The sequence below is a fragment of the Vibrio tubiashii genome (genome assembly GCF_028551255.1).
In the GTDB taxonomy this organism is placed as follows: domain Bacteria; phylum Pseudomonadota; class Gammaproteobacteria; order Enterobacterales; family Vibrionaceae; genus Vibrio; species Vibrio tubiashii_B.
In genome coordinates, this window is the sequence record NZ_CP117031.1 from 130,907 (window position 1) to 147,849 (window position 16,943).

A 16,943-nucleotide genomic window follows, 5' to 3' on the forward strand; every position below is an offset into this window, starting at 1 on the left:
ATCAGATTAACCAGGGATATTTGCGACCATACGTAATGAGGTCGTCAATTCTTCCATCTGTAGCCAAGGACGAAGGTAGGCCACCGCTGAATAAGCACCAGGTCGGCCAGCTTGTTCTTCGACGGTGACTTTTGCCTCAACCAACGGGTGCGTGGCTTTCGCATCGTTACCAATCGCATTTGGGTTCACGTACTGATTGATCCAACTGTTCAGCTCACGCTCAACATCGCTTGGATTTAAGTTAGAACCAATGCGGTCACGGCCCATGACTTTGAGGTACTGAGCAATGCGGCTGCTAGCCATCGTATAAGGTAAACGAGCTGAAATTGCGGCGTTTGCGGTTGCATCAGGATCTGTGTAAGTCTTTGGCTTGTGCGTCGTCTGCGCGCCCATAAATACCGCGTAGTTCGTGTTTTTGTAATGCACGAGCGGCAAGAAACCCAGATCACTCAGTTCTTTCTCGCGTTCATCGGTAAAGTTGACCTCAGTCGGGCATTGCTGCAGTAGATCACCGGCATCTGACACGTGCGTAAAGTTCGGTAAGTTTTCAACTTTGCCGCCATTTTCCGTACCACGAATCGCCGTACACCAACCGTATTTTGTGTAGGCTTGAGTCATGAGTAAGCCAAATTCATACGCTGCGTTGCTCCAAACAAACTCGTTGTCTGATGACACAATGGCTTGACCGTTGTCACGTGTTTTCAGCTCTTCAAACGCAAAAGACTTCACTGGCACCGTATCCGCGCCGTAGGGTAAGCGTGCCATTGTCTTAGGTAAGGTCAGCGCTACGTAACGCGAGTCATCGCTTTCACGGAATGCATTCCAACTTGCATACGCTGGCGAGTCAAAGCCTGTAGCGACTGGCTTACCTTCAGCAAAGGTACTGAATGAATTGAAATCGAACATGCCAGCGTTTGCCGCCGCAACAAATGGAGAGTGAGATGCCGACGCGACTTCGCCCATGTAACGAAGCAAGGACACATCTTCATCACCGTAACCAAACTCGTAATCCCCAAGGAGAGCACCGTATGGCTGACCCCCGGCCGTACCAAATTCTTCCTGGTACACCATGTTGAAAAAGCGACTACGATCAATTGCTGGGGCATCTTCGAATTGTTCAAGCAGTTCTTCTTTGGTGTAATCCGCCAGTTTGATCTTTAAATCTGGTCCTAACTCGCTATTTTTAACGAGTTTTTGCAGACCCAGCCAAGACCCTTCCATTTTCTGGAACTCAGCGTTTTGCATCACTGTAGACAACTGCTCAGAGATCTTGCGATCAAGCTGGCCGATGGCTTTCTCAATCGTCAGTGTGAGGTTTTTATCCCACGTAACGGTCCCTTCTAGCGCTTGGGCCGTCATAATGCTCAACAACTCTTTCGTCGTATCGACCGGCGTCTGGGCGGTCGCACTGATCGCACGATCAAGAAAACTCAGTGAAGCCTCTGCTTCTGCCACATTTTGCGTTGCTTGTTGTTCTACCGACATTATTCGCCGCCCTCCTGATTTAAACCAAGTTCCTCAGCTAAGCCATTGATGGCGTCTGTACTTTGTAGAACTTCTTTTAACAAACTCTCGAGATCTCTTGAGCGGTCCGCTTTACTCAACAACACTTTGAGTTGATTACGTGTCTCAACTAACTGCTTAAGTGGGTCGATCTGCTCAACCAGATTCTCCGGATGAAAATCTTTCATCGAGCGAAAGCTCAAATTCACATCAAATTGGGTGTCGTCTTTTGCTAGCTTGTTGTCCACTTTGTACGACAAACGTGGGTGGATTTGCCCCATCACAGAGTCGAAGTTGTCTTTATCAACGCCAGTAAATTCACGCTCTTCAAGCGCGACTTTTTCCGATTCCGGTTTATGGCCCGAGAAATCACCAATTACACCGACGACAAACGGCAGTTCTTTGGTTTCAACAGCACCATTGGTTTCCACGTCGTACGTAATGCTGACTCGGTTCTTACTGACGCGCTTATGTTGCGAGTTCAATGACATAACAGTGTCCTAGTTTAGAGATTGGCTAAAAACAGGCGCACTATGAGCGATAATGCGCCTTGAAGGATTACTTACCAGACGTCATTTTTCCGGTCGGTAAGTCGTAGGTCACAACGCCGCCGCTTTGCAGCTCGCCGCCCACTTTTTCATAGTGGTGCTTCTGAGAAATCGACGTGTAAGACAGCGACAGGCTCTCAAAAGGTTGTGAGCCGTCTGTACCGCTCACGTTGTAAGAAACCAAACGTGCTTTTTCGAGTTTGATTTGGAAGTACACTTCCACACCTTGGCCTTCGTTCGCTGGTTTCGTGAACGCGATCTCAACCGTACGACCGTCTTTGCCTGGGTTAAATAGGTAAGACAGAAGGTCTTCCGACGCACCATCCACTTCTTTAGTGACACTGACTTCGCTCACGCCAACCATACCGGAGTCAGCATTGGTGCTGTTACCAATGTCCATCGCAACGTTACGTGCACCGCCCCACGCATAGGAGTTGATAGCAAACCAACCATCATTTTTGCCCTCAGCCGTTTCAAGCTGACCAATTGTTGCCGCCCCTTCAACTTGAAGATCGCTAACGCGCATATAAATACTTGCCATGTTTTTTCCTTATTTTTAAAAAGACGATTACCAGCTCAAGCCAGATTTCGCTGAGGATTTAGGTTCGTCATCTTGTTGAGGTTGGGTATCGACAGGGGAAGTCTGTGATACTAACTCTTGGGCACTTGGTGCTTCCGAAACTTGCGGAGCCACCGAAGGCACCGGGGTGATCGCTGGGCGTGTCACTTCAGGCAGAGTCACCTGCTCAAGGTGATTGAGCCCAACGGCATTAAACATTGCACTGGCCGAGTCAGCGCTTTTCTCTGCCATCATCTCTTGCAACAACTCTGGCAGAGGGAGATAGCCCCAACGAATCACCTTCTCTAACATGAAAGCGCTAGGACTATGCGGCTCGCTTTGGCGAAAATAGTCCGCGATCTCTCTCAATAGATGGAACGCCAGATCACGGTTCATATTGTTGAGCGCGCCCAACGCGGACAAGTTCCCAGCATGGAGGTGCTGTGACGTTGTCTCAGGCTGCAAAGGCTCCGATGTACAAGTCGATGGCTCAATAATCGTGGACTCGGAAGCCACAGAAGGCTCATCAGCAGGCGCTGCGGCTTTCGGCTCCGTCGTCGCCGTCACTTTGATCCCAGTGAGATGAAATAGCGCTTGGTCCACGCGACGCAGTAATCCCGTCACGAAGCCAAAATTGGCCGCTTTGACGCCTAATGCTTGGCTTCGCTGAGCGACGTTTACGCGTAATCTATCCAACTGCGCGAGTGCTTGGCTCAAATTGTCCAATTTAGCGGTGATGGCAGCGCGCTCTTGAGCGACTACTGCGGAGAGAGACGACTTTAATTGACTGGTTTCACCTCGGCGCTCAGCGCTTTGGTAGTCATAAAACGTTACCGTTCCGACCAAGGGAAGTTGAAGCAGTGGCCCATACAGCAAACAGCTCTCTTCACTCTCCCCAACCAGTTGCATCAATGCCTTAATTTTCGCTTCAGCTTGTTGCTTGGCGATGGCTGCACTCTCGTCGGATATGAGTTTTTCTTCAGTCAAGACGGGGTTGAGATGATCCCAGTGCTGCTCTGCCAAGTCCGCTAACCATTCGATGCTATTGGCCGCACTCTCAAGACTAGGGTCGAGCAAACATTGAGCCGCGATAAACCAAGAAATTAACTCGATGTCTCGCGTGGTGTGGGCGAAAGTTTCAAGCAAACGCTCGGACAAGGACTGCCAACTTGCGTGACACGCGGCTATCAACTCGTCTTTTTCGCTTTCTGCCGGATTCTGACTGAGTTTACGCAATGCGGTTTGCGCAACATTGAACTCATTCCGTAATGGACGAAACGCACTTTTGTCCATTTTCAAGTAAACACCACACACCAACTCATCACTGATTGGTTGAGAAAGCTGTTCAGCCTGAGATTTTAAAAATGGCATAGACTCTCATAATTTGCTAATTAAGGTATCGTGAATATATTTCGCCATGTCTTTGTTTTCCCAAAGGCGAAATTTATTGATAGACGACGACAGTTTATATTTTCATTGGTTTGAGAAAACCACCATATATGCCATTTTGGCGGTCCATTCACGCCATGAATCATCACAATTAAATAAAGTATCTATTGAGTTGCATAATAAAAAATAACAACCTAAAGTTCGTTGGAATAAAAACTGTTATTTCTTATTGCGACTTGAAAAAGAGTGGACAGTCATTTAACTTTGTCAATCAATAATAAAAACCCTATTTATTTGAACAAAGTTATAATTTTCGTAAGGATATTATTTTTATTTTCCTCACCCATTTATATATTGTTGACATAAACCCTATTGTGATAAAGAGAGGGAACGCATGAAAGCCCCATGGAGCCCAGACGACGCCACTATTTGCTATGAAGCAAACGGGTGTGCAGCCGATAGAAAACTTGGTATCGCCGTTCGAGGAATTATCGATCTCGCCTCCCCCAACAGCCTCCTTAAAGGCCCTTACGACGTCTCGGTTAAAGATGTCTGCCTATCCGGGACGCTTGAGGCGATCGTTGTGGGACTCGACAAAATGGAGACACGCAATCCACGGTATTTTTACGTCACAAACCGTTATGAGAGCATTAAAATTTGGATCAACAAACCAAGCGATACTTTGAACGCAGCGGTGGAAAACCCATTTGCCGACGCCGTCATCCATAACCTGTCCGGTATCGCTATGGCCTGGGCAGGCCCGAAATTTGGGGAGACCGTCTCGCCAGTTCTGAAAGGCCTCATTCCAAGCCAGGCTGGAGAGGGCGTCAAAACCGCTACGGGTATGCTTGCCGAGCAAATCGTTGCCCAAGGGGGCAATGTGGTTTCCCCAAAATCGAAAGCGACAAGCCCCAACAGTTCCATCGGGAATTCAGCGGTTAATCTGTCAAACATTAAAGATGTCGTGTTGGATGGCTATACCATCGGAAAACAGATCGCCAATGCCGTTTCAAGCACCAACAGTTATGATATTACGTTCAAAGGTACCCCTCCCCAAACTCCAGTATTTAGGGATAAATCAAAGCGTAAAAATAAAGTCAGATCCATGCTTATCAAAGCAAAAAATATATTTGCACCCGATAAGGTTTTGATTCGTGTTGGTTCTGAATTTAATAAGCATCATGCAGGTACAGTCATTGACTTGGGAGTAAGATCAATTTCATGTCACGATTTAATCGATTTTCTTACTTACTATTCGGAAAAAGGAAAATTGATGAACTGCTTCCACGACAGATCCAATGACAACGCCCTAGTTGCAAAAATAAATGTCATTTAATTGTTCACTATTAGAGCAATCTAATTATCATGATAATTAGGTGATTGAATCCTAAAATAGGCTCGTCACATTTGAGGTAATGTTTCTGACTAGAGAAAGGGATTTTGGCAGGCACATTCTAATACTGTTAAGCCAACGACAAAGCTACGGGCATCCATGACACCGTAGCGGCTTAACAAAGCGTTAAAATGCACAGGTCGCTATTTTCGATACGGTAGGACTGGCTCCCCGTTGTTCTCGATCAAAGGCTGGATGAGTCCAATCAGTTCACTTTTCTCAAAGGCTCCGACCAACAGTTGCGTTGGGTTCGAAATAGACAAGCTTAATACCTCGCCAATATTGTTGATGTGGATGTCAGTATCCGCGATACAGGCAATCAAACATACCTTTGTATGGCGCTCAGCGGTATTGAGTTCAAGCAGGCGTGCGCAGCGCAGCGCCTCTTTCGCACGTTCACGCAGTACTTCTTTATACAACACGTCGAGCACCCTCACCATTTAGTAACATGACAATGTGAAAATCCTCGCTTTTGCGGATCGCCGCAGCAAACAAACGTTCACGCATCGTAGTCTGTTTAGATACGTCACTTGTCACGTAATCGGTAAGAATTTCGATGGCTTCTTGTTCATCAATCTCTTCTTGGCTAATGATAGAGGACAGAACACTTTTTGCGATGTTGGTCGACATATCAAACTCTAACTCTCTGGCCTTAGCCAGCATGGCTTTGATAACCTTATTTTTATGAGCTCGAAGAGTACAGATTTTTAGCTCATGCTTGTCAAAAGCGTAACCGATCTCATCGAGCAATTCGCTAAGTTCTTGGTACACGTTACTTTCCTCATACGTCGTCGTTGATGCGCTATATGTTAACGGAACATGTTTAAAAACAAACCATGAACTCAATTGCACTAATTTCAAAAAAAATCCATTACATCAGACAGTTGGAGAAAATCACCTCGATATTAAGTCCGAAACACCACCTCTATTAGTCCTAATCATCTGCTAAAGTTATCAATAATCCCCCATTCATCGCCCATCACCAAAGAAGCATTAACACGATCGAAACGTTTCGTCTGGACATGTCTCCCTGAAGGCCGCACTATGCCACAACTTACCCGATTATCTTGTTGGCCTTATTGATAGTGCAACCATTCAGACCCTTAATACATCTTGTGTACTGCTCGGTATGAGTGTTAAAGCCTTGGCTTTCGTGTGCCGTCACTGAGGACGGTTTGGGATGCCCCCAACTCTTATGGTTACCTGCAGAAAAAAATACCACGCTGTTTGGGCTGTTTTTCTCGGGGACCGAGTATTGGCTTTCTTCATCCCCATGGTGTGGAGCACACAGATACTCGTAGCTCTGAGGCAAGTTCGCCAGATACGGGTTCTTGTCGCTCCTTAATTTCTGGTACGAGTAGTCTCCTGGAAACAGCGCATCTTCATCATTGAGCTGGACATGAACGATCAATGCATGGTCATTTTTGATATTCGTTTTGAAACTAGGCTGAGTGCGCACGCAATGTAATGTTAAATTCGGGCCGACTACCTTCATCGTTTTCACGGGCGTGACTTTACTTGCCACTCGCTTATCTGCACAGTCCACCCAATGCTGCTGAGAAGGAATAAAAATACATGCCACCTTATTTAGTAACTCAGTATCCCACCGCAACAAGCGAAAATGATCCGCATCTAGATGAGATAAAATGACGTTGACTTCATCGAGCCCATTAATATCATCGCGCAGCTGGTTGGAAAATTTTTTTCCGATGTAATCTGGACGTTTAATGGGCGTCCCCGCCCCCGCATCTAATAGGTAACCGACCGATCCATTATGCAACAACGAACACATTCCTTGACCAACACTGTAGGGAACCAGTACGAATTGACCTTGATGATCACGTACTTTTTGTCGCTTGGCCCGCTCCGGTTGGCCATGTAGCCTTTCTTGATAAAGGCGTTCATACCTTTGAGTTTTCTCACAACCAAACTCTAGAAATGCCATTCTGAGCACATCGGCTCGTCTAGGCGCATCCTCTGAATAAGTACGGTACAGATAGCTGTCACTCTGGTCATTATACTTGACCGTTATTAACACAGCGTAAAACTCTCCGTTACGCAGTTTGGGCAGCGAATTGCGAATGTAAGGATTTCCAGTACTAGAGAGCACCTGATCCATATGCGCACTGGTGACATCGACGCTCCATAATGAGCTCCCATACTGACTTTCCCCAATGCAAATACCGATAAAGCTGGTTCCTGTTTGCGGCAAAGCCTCGAGCGTTACCTCATTGACAGAGGCGTCCTCTCCGTTGTGATCCATAAAACATGTTTGCTTATCAATCACGCACAACAATCTGACCTCACGGCCCATATCTCGGTTTAGATCTGGCATTCATTTTCCTGTCATTCATCGCGCAGCGAGAATTCGGTAGCATCATGGCAAGCTTATCCTAAGCATTAACCGAACCTCACCGCGTATGCAATAGTCCTTGTCACAAGGAAGCCTCATCAAAGCACCGTTCCGAGCGAACTTGTATTAAGTAGGGTGAAGAGTTCGAGCTTGATGGTAACGCGACACCAACGTCACCAAGGCTCTAGAAAAAGCCAAAAACACGGCCCAAAGCACCATTAGCACGTCATCGTTAAGTACTTTTCCCCAAAAGCCATTGGCTATCTCTATCGGCTCAGATTTGTACTTTTCAATCAGCCCCATTTTTCCTTTGACTCGATACGATACCTGGACACCTTGTTTAGCATCTGTATATATAAATCCAGACGTTTGGGTTGACGGTGATCGTATAGAAAAACGATCCCCCAATGACAATGTGACTGGTGTGGTTTGATAATACTCCTCGGACAGGATCCGCTTATCCGCGATCGAAACTTGACCACTGAGCAACAACGCTGAACGTAAGCTGGCTTCTTTGATCGCCCCCCCGAGTTCTACCTCACCATCAAACGGTAAGGTATAGCTCTTAGACTGTGTATCTAAAACAAATGTGGCACAGTCCGAGAGGACCTTGTTTGGCATAGTAACCAGCTCTCCCACAGAGGCAAAGCTCTTACTATCAAGCGTAATATAAAGAGCGTTACGCTCGGTTTTAAGGATCTCTATCCGCACACCTTCAGCGATATTTAATGTTCCTGATACGTGCTCTGAGTTGTCATCACAACCATCAAACAGCTGCACACTACCGAGTTCCCAATATGGGTAGGGAGTAGACTCATATGGTTGAATCACGACACGTTCCGTACGTGCTTGAACGTTAAACAAGGAATCATGGGTAGGTACGAGCGGCAACCCTGGAATATAAGGAAACGTCGTCTTTAGAAGGTACCCAGCAAACCCTAGCCAGCAAACCACACTTAGTAGCAAAAATGCGCGACTTCGTTGCGATGTGCCCAGCCATTCAGTGCGTCCTAGCCACTTTAACATGCCAATAACTAGAGACAGTTGCATCCATTTCTTCATGCTATTTAATCTCTATGACAATGTGTGGCAAAGTGCGTAAGTTTTTGCGTACAATTTCAACCTGTTCGACTTTATCAAGATCTACCTGATCAAATTGGCATTTTTTGTCATACGACACCCCATAGCTCGATGGAATACGTTGGCATTTCGCTTTGTACAAATAATTCGCTTTAGTCGGGATATAGGCAATATCTCGACGAGCGTCACTGCGGATCAAGATACTCAGCGAATCCGCGTTTTCAAACGTATTCCATGACGCTAATAGAAACGACGACTGCACGTCTTGACATGACGCCGCCACACTTGCCTTAATAGCGATTTGATCAGATTCAAACTGATCCAACTCACCTCGATAGGCCGTTGGAAAACGAAGCTCTATCATGCCAGACGTCACATCAGAAACGTCATACTCCATATTGGCGCGATAAACGCCATCAACACTGATCAGGCTAACGCACAGTTTACCACTCTGTTCGGCGGGAATATCAACATAGAGTCCCTCTATTCGTGAGCCAGAATCAACATTAATCCCCGCATGAAAACGACCAGAAACCTTCACCGTCTGATTGTAAGATTCGGTAAAACTGATTAAATCTGGCTGCTTAGCGAGAACTAATGAAGGTATACACCAAGCGGCAATCAATCCCCATCGGCTCATCATTTTACCTTAAGCTTAAAAGAACCATGGCGGCTCAGTCCCGTGAACCGGATAGTCAACGTGTCAGATTGAGGAGGAGTGAACGCAAAACGGTACTCCTTACTCGCATAATAATCTTCTTTAAACAACCGCTTGCCATTGCTTGAGAAGAGTTCAAAATCGTACTCTAACGGGCTGTCTAGAGATTCTGTCAAAAACTCAATTTGTGTCCCTGCATCGACTTGTAACTGATACTCAGCAACCGCTTGAGAAGCCAATTTGTTTTTAATTACATCCCCGAGATAGACCGTATGTCCACCTCCACGTAATTGGCTGTCGAGGTTGTATTGTTTGGTCTTGATGAGCACACGCCCATGGCGTTGTATTCCTGTCAAGCGAATCGTCAGACGCCCGTTTTTCTCAGGCGTATACGCCACCCGATAACCAGTTTTTGCGTAATAGTCTTCTTTAAAAAGTCGCTGCTCGTTTTCATCAAATATTTCAAAGTCGTACTCGAGGTTGCTATCAACTGGCGACATAATGAACTCCACAGGACTATTTTCAACACCTTGGATGAAGTACTCAGCGATGCTGTTCGTCGCTAGCTTGTTGTCTATACTTTCTCCAACGCTTAGCGCATGCCCTTTTCCGCGCAGTTGGCTATCGTGGTTGTATTGCTTCGTCTTAATGATCACACGTCCATGACGTTTGATTCCCGTTAATCGAAAGGTCAACCACTCGTCGTTTTGCGGAGTAAACGCGAAGCGGTAGGCTGCTTTCGCATAGTAGTCTTCTTTAAACAAACGCCGTTCTTGCTCATCAAAAATCTCGAAGTCGTACTCTAAGTTGCTGTCGACGGGAATCATTTGAAATTCTATCGGGCTATTGCCCACACCTCGCATCTGATACTCCGCGACCGTATTATCAGCCAACTTGTTATCCATGCTCTCCCCCACTTGCAAAGTATGACCTTTGCCTCTTAGCTGGCTGTCAGTGTTGTATTGCTTGAGCTTCAATGCGAAAGCACCATGACGATGCTTTCCAGTAAATTTCAAGGTATACACATCGTCGAGTAAAGGGGTAAACGCAAATCGATACTCACTTTTAGCGTAGTAATCTTCCACAAAATGGCGCTTACCCTCCGAATCAAAAATCTCGAAGTCGTACTCCAATGGGCTATCGCGTTTGATAGTCAAGAACTCGACAGGACTGTTTCTCTTTAAGCTTATTCGATATTCCGCAACCGAATTTCGCGCCAACTTGTCTTCGATTTTATCTCCTGGTTCAATAATATTCGCAGCAGATCGCAAGCGACTATCACGATGATATTGCTTAGTACGGATCTCAAACTCGCCATATTTCGCCGCTCCCGTGAATTTCAAAGTGTAAAGATCGTTACTTTTTGGTGTGAAGGCAAAACGATACTCACTCTTCGCATAGAAATCCTCTACGAACTGGCGTTGCCCATCTGAATTAAGAATCTCAAAATCGTACTCTAGGTTGCTATCTTTAGGGATCAGAAGGAACTCAATAGGACTGTTATTGGTCGCATTCACACGATATGTGGCCACACTCCGATAGGCTAGTTTGTTTCGGATCGTATCGCCAATAACGATAGTATTGGCATCTCCCGTCAATTGAGTATCCGTGGTGTAAGACGTGATCTCAAGATGTAAGGAACCCTGATTATGTAAGCCAGTCACACGCAGAAGATACTCACCCTCTGTTTGAGGTGTATAAGTATATCGATATGACGATCTCGCATAAAAGGTATCATTAAAAACGCGTTTATCGTCAGGATCGAAAATTTCAACCTTATACTCGAGTCGACTGTCTCGTTTGCCAGCATCAAAAATGATAGGACTGTTCTTTTTGAGTGATAGTGTCCATTCTTTCTTCTGCTCGCCAGCAAGTTGTTCACTGATTTCAAGAGGAGAAAATTGTTCTGCTTGCACTGTTACGCCATCGTCAACACCGAAGTATTCTTTAAGCCGCTCCATCATTGCATCATAACGATACACGTAGCCATAACCGTCTTCGACTTCAAGTAACACACCACTGATACTGTTGGCGATGTATAAGGCACTGCCACTGAACCCTTGTTTAAACGGACGAGCTTGGTCACTGGCTTTGATCTGTAAGTATTCTGTTTCATCAATCCCGACAACTTCGATAGGTGTTCGTAATGTGCTTGCATCGTTTAACTTGGTCAATACTTCACCATTACGAACTACCGTAAGTACCTTGTCCAACTCATTCAAAGGTTGTGGACTTTTGTCGCACCTAGGAGCGATAGCATCGAAACGAAGAATGGCGAGATCTACCTCAAATGTATGCAGTAATGTCACCGGGTAGTGTTGACGACCTGCAGTTAAAGCAGTTCCTCGGGTTTCACCGTCCATCACATGTGCAGGTGTGACGACGTAGCATTGTCCATTGTGAGCATATAGCACCCCTTGCCCCAATGAGGACGTTGTTTTTATCTCTACATCGGACGCATAAGTCATGCTCGTCACCCAAAGACCGACGAATACAATGAGCAAACGAAGTAATGCATACATTTTAATAATACCAACACCATCTAGACATAAGAATTAATGCTCAATGAGATGCGTATATAATTCAACCGGATATCATACTTCTGTGAGGCTACTCAAACTCTAGTCACCTTACGATGGGTATTGGAACAAAACAAGCGTGCTACAAGCGTGACACAAAGACAGTGACTACACAGAAGACTTCACATTATTACCGTTAATAAAAAGTAATAACCTGCTCCGGATCTCTCGCTCGCATAAAGTAGCCGCCAGTGCCGTCAAAGAGCCAAGATTGCCAACATCATTGAAATCGCTAGCCGAACGTCACGTCCCCCTGTAACAAAGCCGTCTCTTCTTAGCGACTTGCGAGACGACACAATAAGAGCGAACCTGACAATGGAAACAACATCTCAATCAAAACACCCGTCTTTGATCGGCGGAGTATGCATCATCGCAAGCATCTGTATTGGGGCTGGAATGCTTGGTCTACCGACCGTCGGGGCGGGGGCTTGGACACTGTGGTCACTCTTTACTATGTTTGTCACCATGTTAGTGATGACCCTCAGTGGCTGCTTGATCCTAGAGGTTCTCCAAACCTACCCTTACACTTCTTCTTTTTCAACGCTGACTCAAGACTTGCTGGGTACCCCAATGACCTGGTTGAACAACATCATGGTGTACTTCGTGGGGGCTATTTTATTGTATGCATACATTTCTTCAGCCGGGCAACTCCTCCATCAGTATCTTGACATCTCGGTGCCCTATGCTTCGATTGCGTTTACTGCCCTCTTTTCTTACGTGGTCTGGCATTCCACTTTTTGGGTGGATCGCCTTTCTGTTTTACTGATGATCATCGTGATTTTCACTTTTGCCTTCAGTGCGACTCAACTGGCCTTTCATATCGATGTCGACCACGTAGTGGGCATTGTTAGCTGGCAGCAGAGCCAATACATCTGGGCACTGTTTCCGATCGCCGTCGCCTCATTTGGTTATCATCATGCCGTCTCGTCAATGCGCGATTATTATCGCAATGAACGCATGGCGCAATATTCTCTGATCGGGGGGACGTCTATTGCCTTTCTATGCTACGCAATATGGCTGGTGTGCGTTTATGGTAACTTACCTCAGGCTGCTTTCCATGCCGTGATCGAACAAGGTGGTAACATTGACGCGTTACTTGAAGCGGTAAACCAGTTCATTCCCCATCGCTACACAACCATATTCATCAACAGCTTTTCGACCGCTGCTTTGTTGTCAAGCTTCGTCGGTGTGGGTTTGGGGGTATTTGACTTTTTGGCCGACATGTTGCACTTCGATAACAGTCGCCGAGGACGCACCAAAACCTGGGCCGCAACGTTTTTGCCGCCTCTCTTGTGTTCATTACTGCTGCCTTTTGGTTTTGTGAGTGCTATTGCGTTGGCCGCCGCAGCCGCAGCAATTTGGATGTGCCTCATTCCAGCATTGTTAGTGTATAAAACCCGCCAAAAGCGTCACAACCCTTCCCCTACCTATCGCGTGTATGGTGGAAACATTACCTTACTCATCGTCTTTGTTTTTGGGCTGGGGATCATTGTTATTAATCTATTGAGTGTCTTCAATGCCTTACCTGTCTTTTGGAGCAAACCCTTTTCATAGCAGGAGTTCATGAATGATGATGCCTGTCCTTTTAAGATCGCAATCTTGACCTAATATTGAAGCGGTGAGGCCCGCGATGGCCTCAATGTCATCAGCCACAAAGTGGGACGGCAAGATCGCCTCTAAACTCAACACAATCGTACAAGCGGAGCGCCATGGAGGTCGATGAAGCCCCGTTTCCGCTCGCATGCCCGCATAAGATAACCGCCAACACACACGGGACAAGGTCGACGGATCTGGCCAGTCAATCACGACCTCTTCGCCAGTGTGGCTATCACCAGAGTCGGTCAACACAAACCCTCGATTCCTAAGAACCAAAGCAAACAACGCAGTTCGATCCAAGGTGACGGCCCTAATCACGAATCTACACGCCTATCTTGTCTATGCTCAGGCTGAGCATCAGCATGTTCGCCACCTTGAATTATCCCGTTCGCTGCTGATCGTTTATCACTTGGCCAGTCAAATTAAGCTCCATTTTGACTTGTTGAGCCGGAGGTGGTCATTTGTCCAAGTCGAGCAAGTAATAACGAAACGTCGATCCCTTCTCTATCAATCCGTTGGGCGATTTTTGCTAGTTTGTTGTTCAACGTCGTTTGGCGACGCTCTTGTATCACGGTGGTGAGATTGTCGATAGCTAACATCAAATCGTCACTAGAACAGTGTTTCAGTTGTGCCCGTAAACGACCTTTGTTCAATAAAATTTTGTGTTGTTCCTGAATCTCCATATTCCTACCCTTCTCCCGCAAATTCATACTCATCATATAGCCTCGTCGACAAGCAAAATCAATCCCTATTAGTCCGTCACCTCGCCCAACGTGAACCTACACACCGGCGATGGGCCTAAATGATAACTGTATGTTTTAAAATTAATTTTTTAGAATCAGCCCCATGCGTATAGCGGTATTCACACCAATAAATTTAGTTATAGTGCATTAAATAATGACACTTAATACGCGTTAATAAATAGTTGTAGACGAGTGTTGGGTTTACATTAAGTCGTGTTGATTCACAGATCGTTGGCGGCTATGAGTCAACAAACAACCATAAGTTAATTACTTTCCGATGATTAATGGAAACCACGAGGCGACTCCACAGTTCCTCCCCGTTTTGCAGTGAGCCCTCTCACTGCTTTTTTTTTGCTACCGGACCCAGCCTTATGAATATCGCTCAAACTTCCCTCTTTCTCCTAATTCTACTCTCACTGTTTTCTTTATCAGCGAGCGCTGACCATCTGACTATCGGTAATGGTGTCGAAGTCGCCACCTTAGATCCGCATAAAGCGCAAGGTGTGGCCGAAAGCAATGTGCTGCGTGATTTGTTTGAAGGCCTGGTGATCACCAACCGCCGCGGTGACATCGTGCCCGCAAATGCCCACCATTGGCAAACCAACGATCATCAACACTACCGATTTACCCTTCGTGATGACATTTTTTGGTCAAATGGCGAGCCCGTCACGGCACAGGACTATGTTTACAGTTGGCGCCGAGCCGTCGACCCCAGCACGGCTTCTCCGTATGCCTGGTTTCTCAGCGCGGCGCACATTCGAGGCGCTCAAGCGATCATTGATGGTACCTCTCCAGTCTCAGCACTGGGAGTCAAGACAGAGGGCCCTCATTCACTCCTTGTCGAACTCGATCGCCCTGTTCCCTACTTTGTCCATATGTTGGCGCATACGAGCTTTCTTCCTGTCCACCAAAAAACGATACAACGCTTTGGCGATCACTGGACTCAACCTCAACATATCGTGACCAATGGCGCCTTCCTGTTGATTGAATGGGTGATTAACGAACGTCTAGAGCTTGGCCGAAACCCCAGTTACTGGGATCATGCCAATACCGAGCTCGAACGAGTGACCTATCTCGCGCTTGACAACCCGATCTCTGAGATGTACCGCTTTATGACGGGGGAGATAGACCTCACTTCTACAGTCCCTCTAGAACACTACACCCGACTGCGTCGAGAACAGCCAGAGAGCCTTTTGCGTAAACCCAATCTATGCACAGAGTTTTACCAATTTAATACGTTACGTCCCCCGCTTAACGACGTTCGAGTGCGTCAGGCACTAGCTTACGCCATCGACCGAAATGTGCTTACCGATCGTCTGCTTGCACAAGGCCAAATCCCTGCCTACCATTTGATCCCCCCGACTACGCAAGATGCCCCGAACTGGCAACCTGCCTTAGCTAATCTCACGCAGAGTCGCCGAGATTCATTTGCTCGGCAGTTGTTCGCACAAGCAGGGTATACAAAAGACCACCCCCTGCACCTAACGCTCCTATACAACACCAGCGATTCGATCAAAAAAATCGCCTTAGCCATCAGTGCAATGTGGCAATCGACCTTGCCTGTCAAAGTCGAATTACTCAACCAAGAGTGGAAAAGTTACCTCTCCAGCACTCGACTGGGAGAATATCAAATCGCTCGCATGGGGTGGTGCGCGGACTACAATGAAGCCAGTGCGTTTCTTTCTTACTTGGCCAGTGATGCACTTGGCGGAAAGTACTATCACAACCGCTTCTATGACTCACTCCTTGAGAAAGCCAGCCTCGCAGACACCACCGAAGAACGCGTCCATTTCTACCAGCAGGCCGAGGAGCACCTTTTGGGAACCATGCCACTGATCCCTTTATACTTTGGCGTCACAAATCGGCTCGCGACGCCAAGACTACAAGGGTACGATCCTGGCTACCCGGCGGCTCTTTACAGTAAGGATCTTTCACTACAACCACCACCAAAAACGCCGTAAGTGAACGCGCCTCAAACGACGAGCAAGCCCAGCCTAACGGCAACTAGCGCGTATAAGTCGCTGTTAATGTGACTTTATCCAGAGCCATACTATTTAAAGTAAACCCAACCACCGCGGCGGGCGTTTGCTCATCTAATTCCAGTTTCGCCGTCGGTAAAGCCCAAACGGTAAATTGATAGCGATGCATGCCATCTGCCACGGGTGGGCATGCCCCACCAAAGCCAGCAGTGCCAAAATCAATGCGTGATTCCGTTCCACCTAACTTTTTAATGTCTGCGCCGCGCGGCAGGGTATGGACAGACGCCGGAATATTAAACGCCAACCAATGCCAAAAGCCACTGCCTGTTGGGGCATCTGGATCGTACACCGAGATCGCGAAGCTCTTGGTTCCTGGTGGGGCACCCTTCCACGTCAATTGCGGCGACAGGTTACCACCATCACACCCCCACCCCTGAAACTCAAAGGTCTTGTCCATCGGATGACCTTCGCGAATGTCATCGCTCGTCAGCTCAAACGCCTGCGCCGAGCTCACCGTCATGATACCTACTGCCAGTATTGTTTTGGCTATCCCTTTCATTGCT

The 16,943-nt window shown here is 46.9% G+C and carries 16 protein-coding genes; 3 read left to right on the top strand and 13 right to left on the bottom strand.

Features of this window, described 5'->3' with window-relative positions; all coding sequences use genetic code 11:
- Positions 1-6: 6 nt before the first annotated feature.
- From tssC to LYZ37_RS23545, 4 genes are all read right to left on the bottom strand, one after another.
- Complete coding sequence (tssC, locus tag LYZ37_RS23530) at positions 7-1,485, bottom strand: type VI secretion system contractile sheath large subunit (RefSeq protein WP_004744270.1); 1,479 nt, start codon at positions 1,483-1,485, stop codon at positions 7-9.
- A complete protein-coding gene (gene tssB, locus LYZ37_RS23535) occupies positions 1,485-1,994 on the bottom strand; it encodes a type VI secretion system contractile sheath small subunit (protein ID WP_004744271.1) in 510 nt (169 codons plus the stop codon). Before tssB ends, tssC begins: the two co-directional genes overlap by 1 nt.
- A gap of 67 nt (positions 1,995-2,061) precedes the next feature.
- Entirely contained in the window at positions 2,062-2,592 is a 531-nt protein-coding gene (locus tag LYZ37_RS23540; RefSeq protein WP_004744272.1) for an Hcp family type VI secretion system effector, read from the bottom strand.
- A 27-nt stretch (positions 2,593-2,619) separates the two neighbouring features.
- Positions 2,620-3,981: a type VI secretion system protein TssA gene (locus LYZ37_RS23545; RefSeq protein ID WP_272788554.1), complete on the bottom strand. Its 1,362-nt coding sequence runs from the start codon at positions 3,979-3,981 to the stop codon at positions 2,620-2,622.
- 412 nt (positions 3,982-4,393) lie between these two features.
- Between LYZ37_RS23545 and LYZ37_RS23550 the strand changes: the two genes are divergently transcribed.
- On the top strand, positions 4,394-5,335 hold the full coding sequence (locus LYZ37_RS23550) for a hypothetical protein (protein ID WP_171322036.1): 942 nt from the start codon (positions 4,394-4,396) through the stop codon (positions 5,333-5,335).
- 200 nt (positions 5,336-5,535) lie between these two features.
- Here LYZ37_RS23550 and LYZ37_RS23555 read toward each other — a convergent pair whose 3' ends face one another.
- The 6 genes from LYZ37_RS23555 to LYZ37_RS23580 form a co-directional block, all read right to left on the bottom strand.
- Positions 5,536-5,814, bottom strand: a complete 279-nt coding sequence (locus LYZ37_RS23555) for a hypothetical protein (RefSeq protein WP_004744275.1) — start codon at positions 5,812-5,814, stop codon at positions 5,536-5,538.
- Positions 5,804-6,163 carry a hypothetical protein gene (locus LYZ37_RS23560; RefSeq protein ID WP_004744276.1) on the bottom strand — a complete coding sequence of 120 codons (360 nt, stop codon included), beginning with the start codon at positions 6,161-6,163 and terminating at the stop codon, positions 5,804-5,806. Before LYZ37_RS23560 ends, LYZ37_RS23555 begins: the two co-directional genes overlap by 11 nt.
- 283 nt (positions 6,164-6,446) lie before the next feature.
- Positions 6,447-7,727 (bottom strand): hypothetical protein, encoded by a 1,281-nt coding sequence (locus LYZ37_RS23565; protein WP_239956209.1) that lies wholly within the window; start codon positions 7,725-7,727, stop codon positions 6,447-6,449.
- Between the two features lie 144 nt (positions 7,728-7,871).
- The gene (locus tag LYZ37_RS23570; protein WP_171381579.1) at positions 7,872-8,807 is read right to left on the bottom strand and encodes a hypothetical protein; all 936 of its coding nucleotides are present in this window, start codon (positions 8,805-8,807) and stop codon (positions 7,872-7,874) included.
- Between the two features lies 1 nt (position 8,808).
- Positions 8,809-9,465: a hypothetical protein gene (locus LYZ37_RS23575; protein WP_239826561.1), complete on the bottom strand. Its 657-nt coding sequence runs from the start codon at positions 9,463-9,465 to the stop codon at positions 8,809-8,811.
- Entirely contained in the window at positions 9,465-12,005 is a 2,541-nt protein-coding gene (locus LYZ37_RS23580) for a hypothetical protein (protein ID WP_272788555.1), read from the bottom strand. Before LYZ37_RS23580 ends, LYZ37_RS23575 begins: the two co-directional genes overlap by 1 nt.
- 372 nt (positions 12,006-12,377) lie before the next feature.
- On the opposite strand from LYZ37_RS23580, the gene LYZ37_RS23585 reads away from it, so the two are divergent.
- Positions 12,378-13,616: an aromatic amino acid transporter gene (locus tag LYZ37_RS23585; RefSeq protein ID WP_171322039.1), complete on the top strand. Its 1,239-nt coding sequence runs from the start codon at positions 12,378-12,380 to the stop codon at positions 13,614-13,616.
- On the opposite strand, the gene LYZ37_RS23590 is transcribed toward LYZ37_RS23585, so the two are convergent.
- Both LYZ37_RS23590 and LYZ37_RS23595 read right to left on the bottom strand, forming a co-directional pair.
- A complete protein-coding gene (locus LYZ37_RS23590) occupies positions 13,611-13,976 on the bottom strand; it encodes a hypothetical protein (RefSeq protein ID WP_272788556.1) in 366 nt (121 codons plus the stop codon). The genes LYZ37_RS23585 and LYZ37_RS23590 overlap by 6 nt on opposite strands.
- A gap of 104 nt (positions 13,977-14,080) precedes the next feature.
- On the bottom strand, positions 14,081-14,341 hold the full coding sequence (locus LYZ37_RS23595; protein ID WP_004744279.1) for an H-NS family histone-like protein: 261 nt from the start codon (positions 14,339-14,341) through the stop codon (positions 14,081-14,083).
- 431 nt (positions 14,342-14,772) lie between these two features.
- Between LYZ37_RS23595 and LYZ37_RS23600 the strand changes: the two genes are divergently transcribed.
- A complete protein-coding gene (locus tag LYZ37_RS23600) occupies positions 14,773-16,362 on the top strand; it encodes a peptide ABC transporter substrate-binding protein (RefSeq protein WP_272788557.1) in 1,590 nt (529 codons plus the stop codon).
- Positions 16,363-16,405: 43 nt separating this feature from the next.
- Here the strand turns inward: LYZ37_RS23600 and LYZ37_RS23605 are convergent, their stop codons facing one another.
- Positions 16,406-16,939 (bottom strand): YbhB/YbcL family Raf kinase inhibitor-like protein, encoded by a 534-nt coding sequence (locus tag LYZ37_RS23605; protein ID WP_195877776.1) that lies wholly within the window; start codon positions 16,937-16,939, stop codon positions 16,406-16,408.
- Positions 16,940-16,943: the final 4 nt, after the last annotated feature.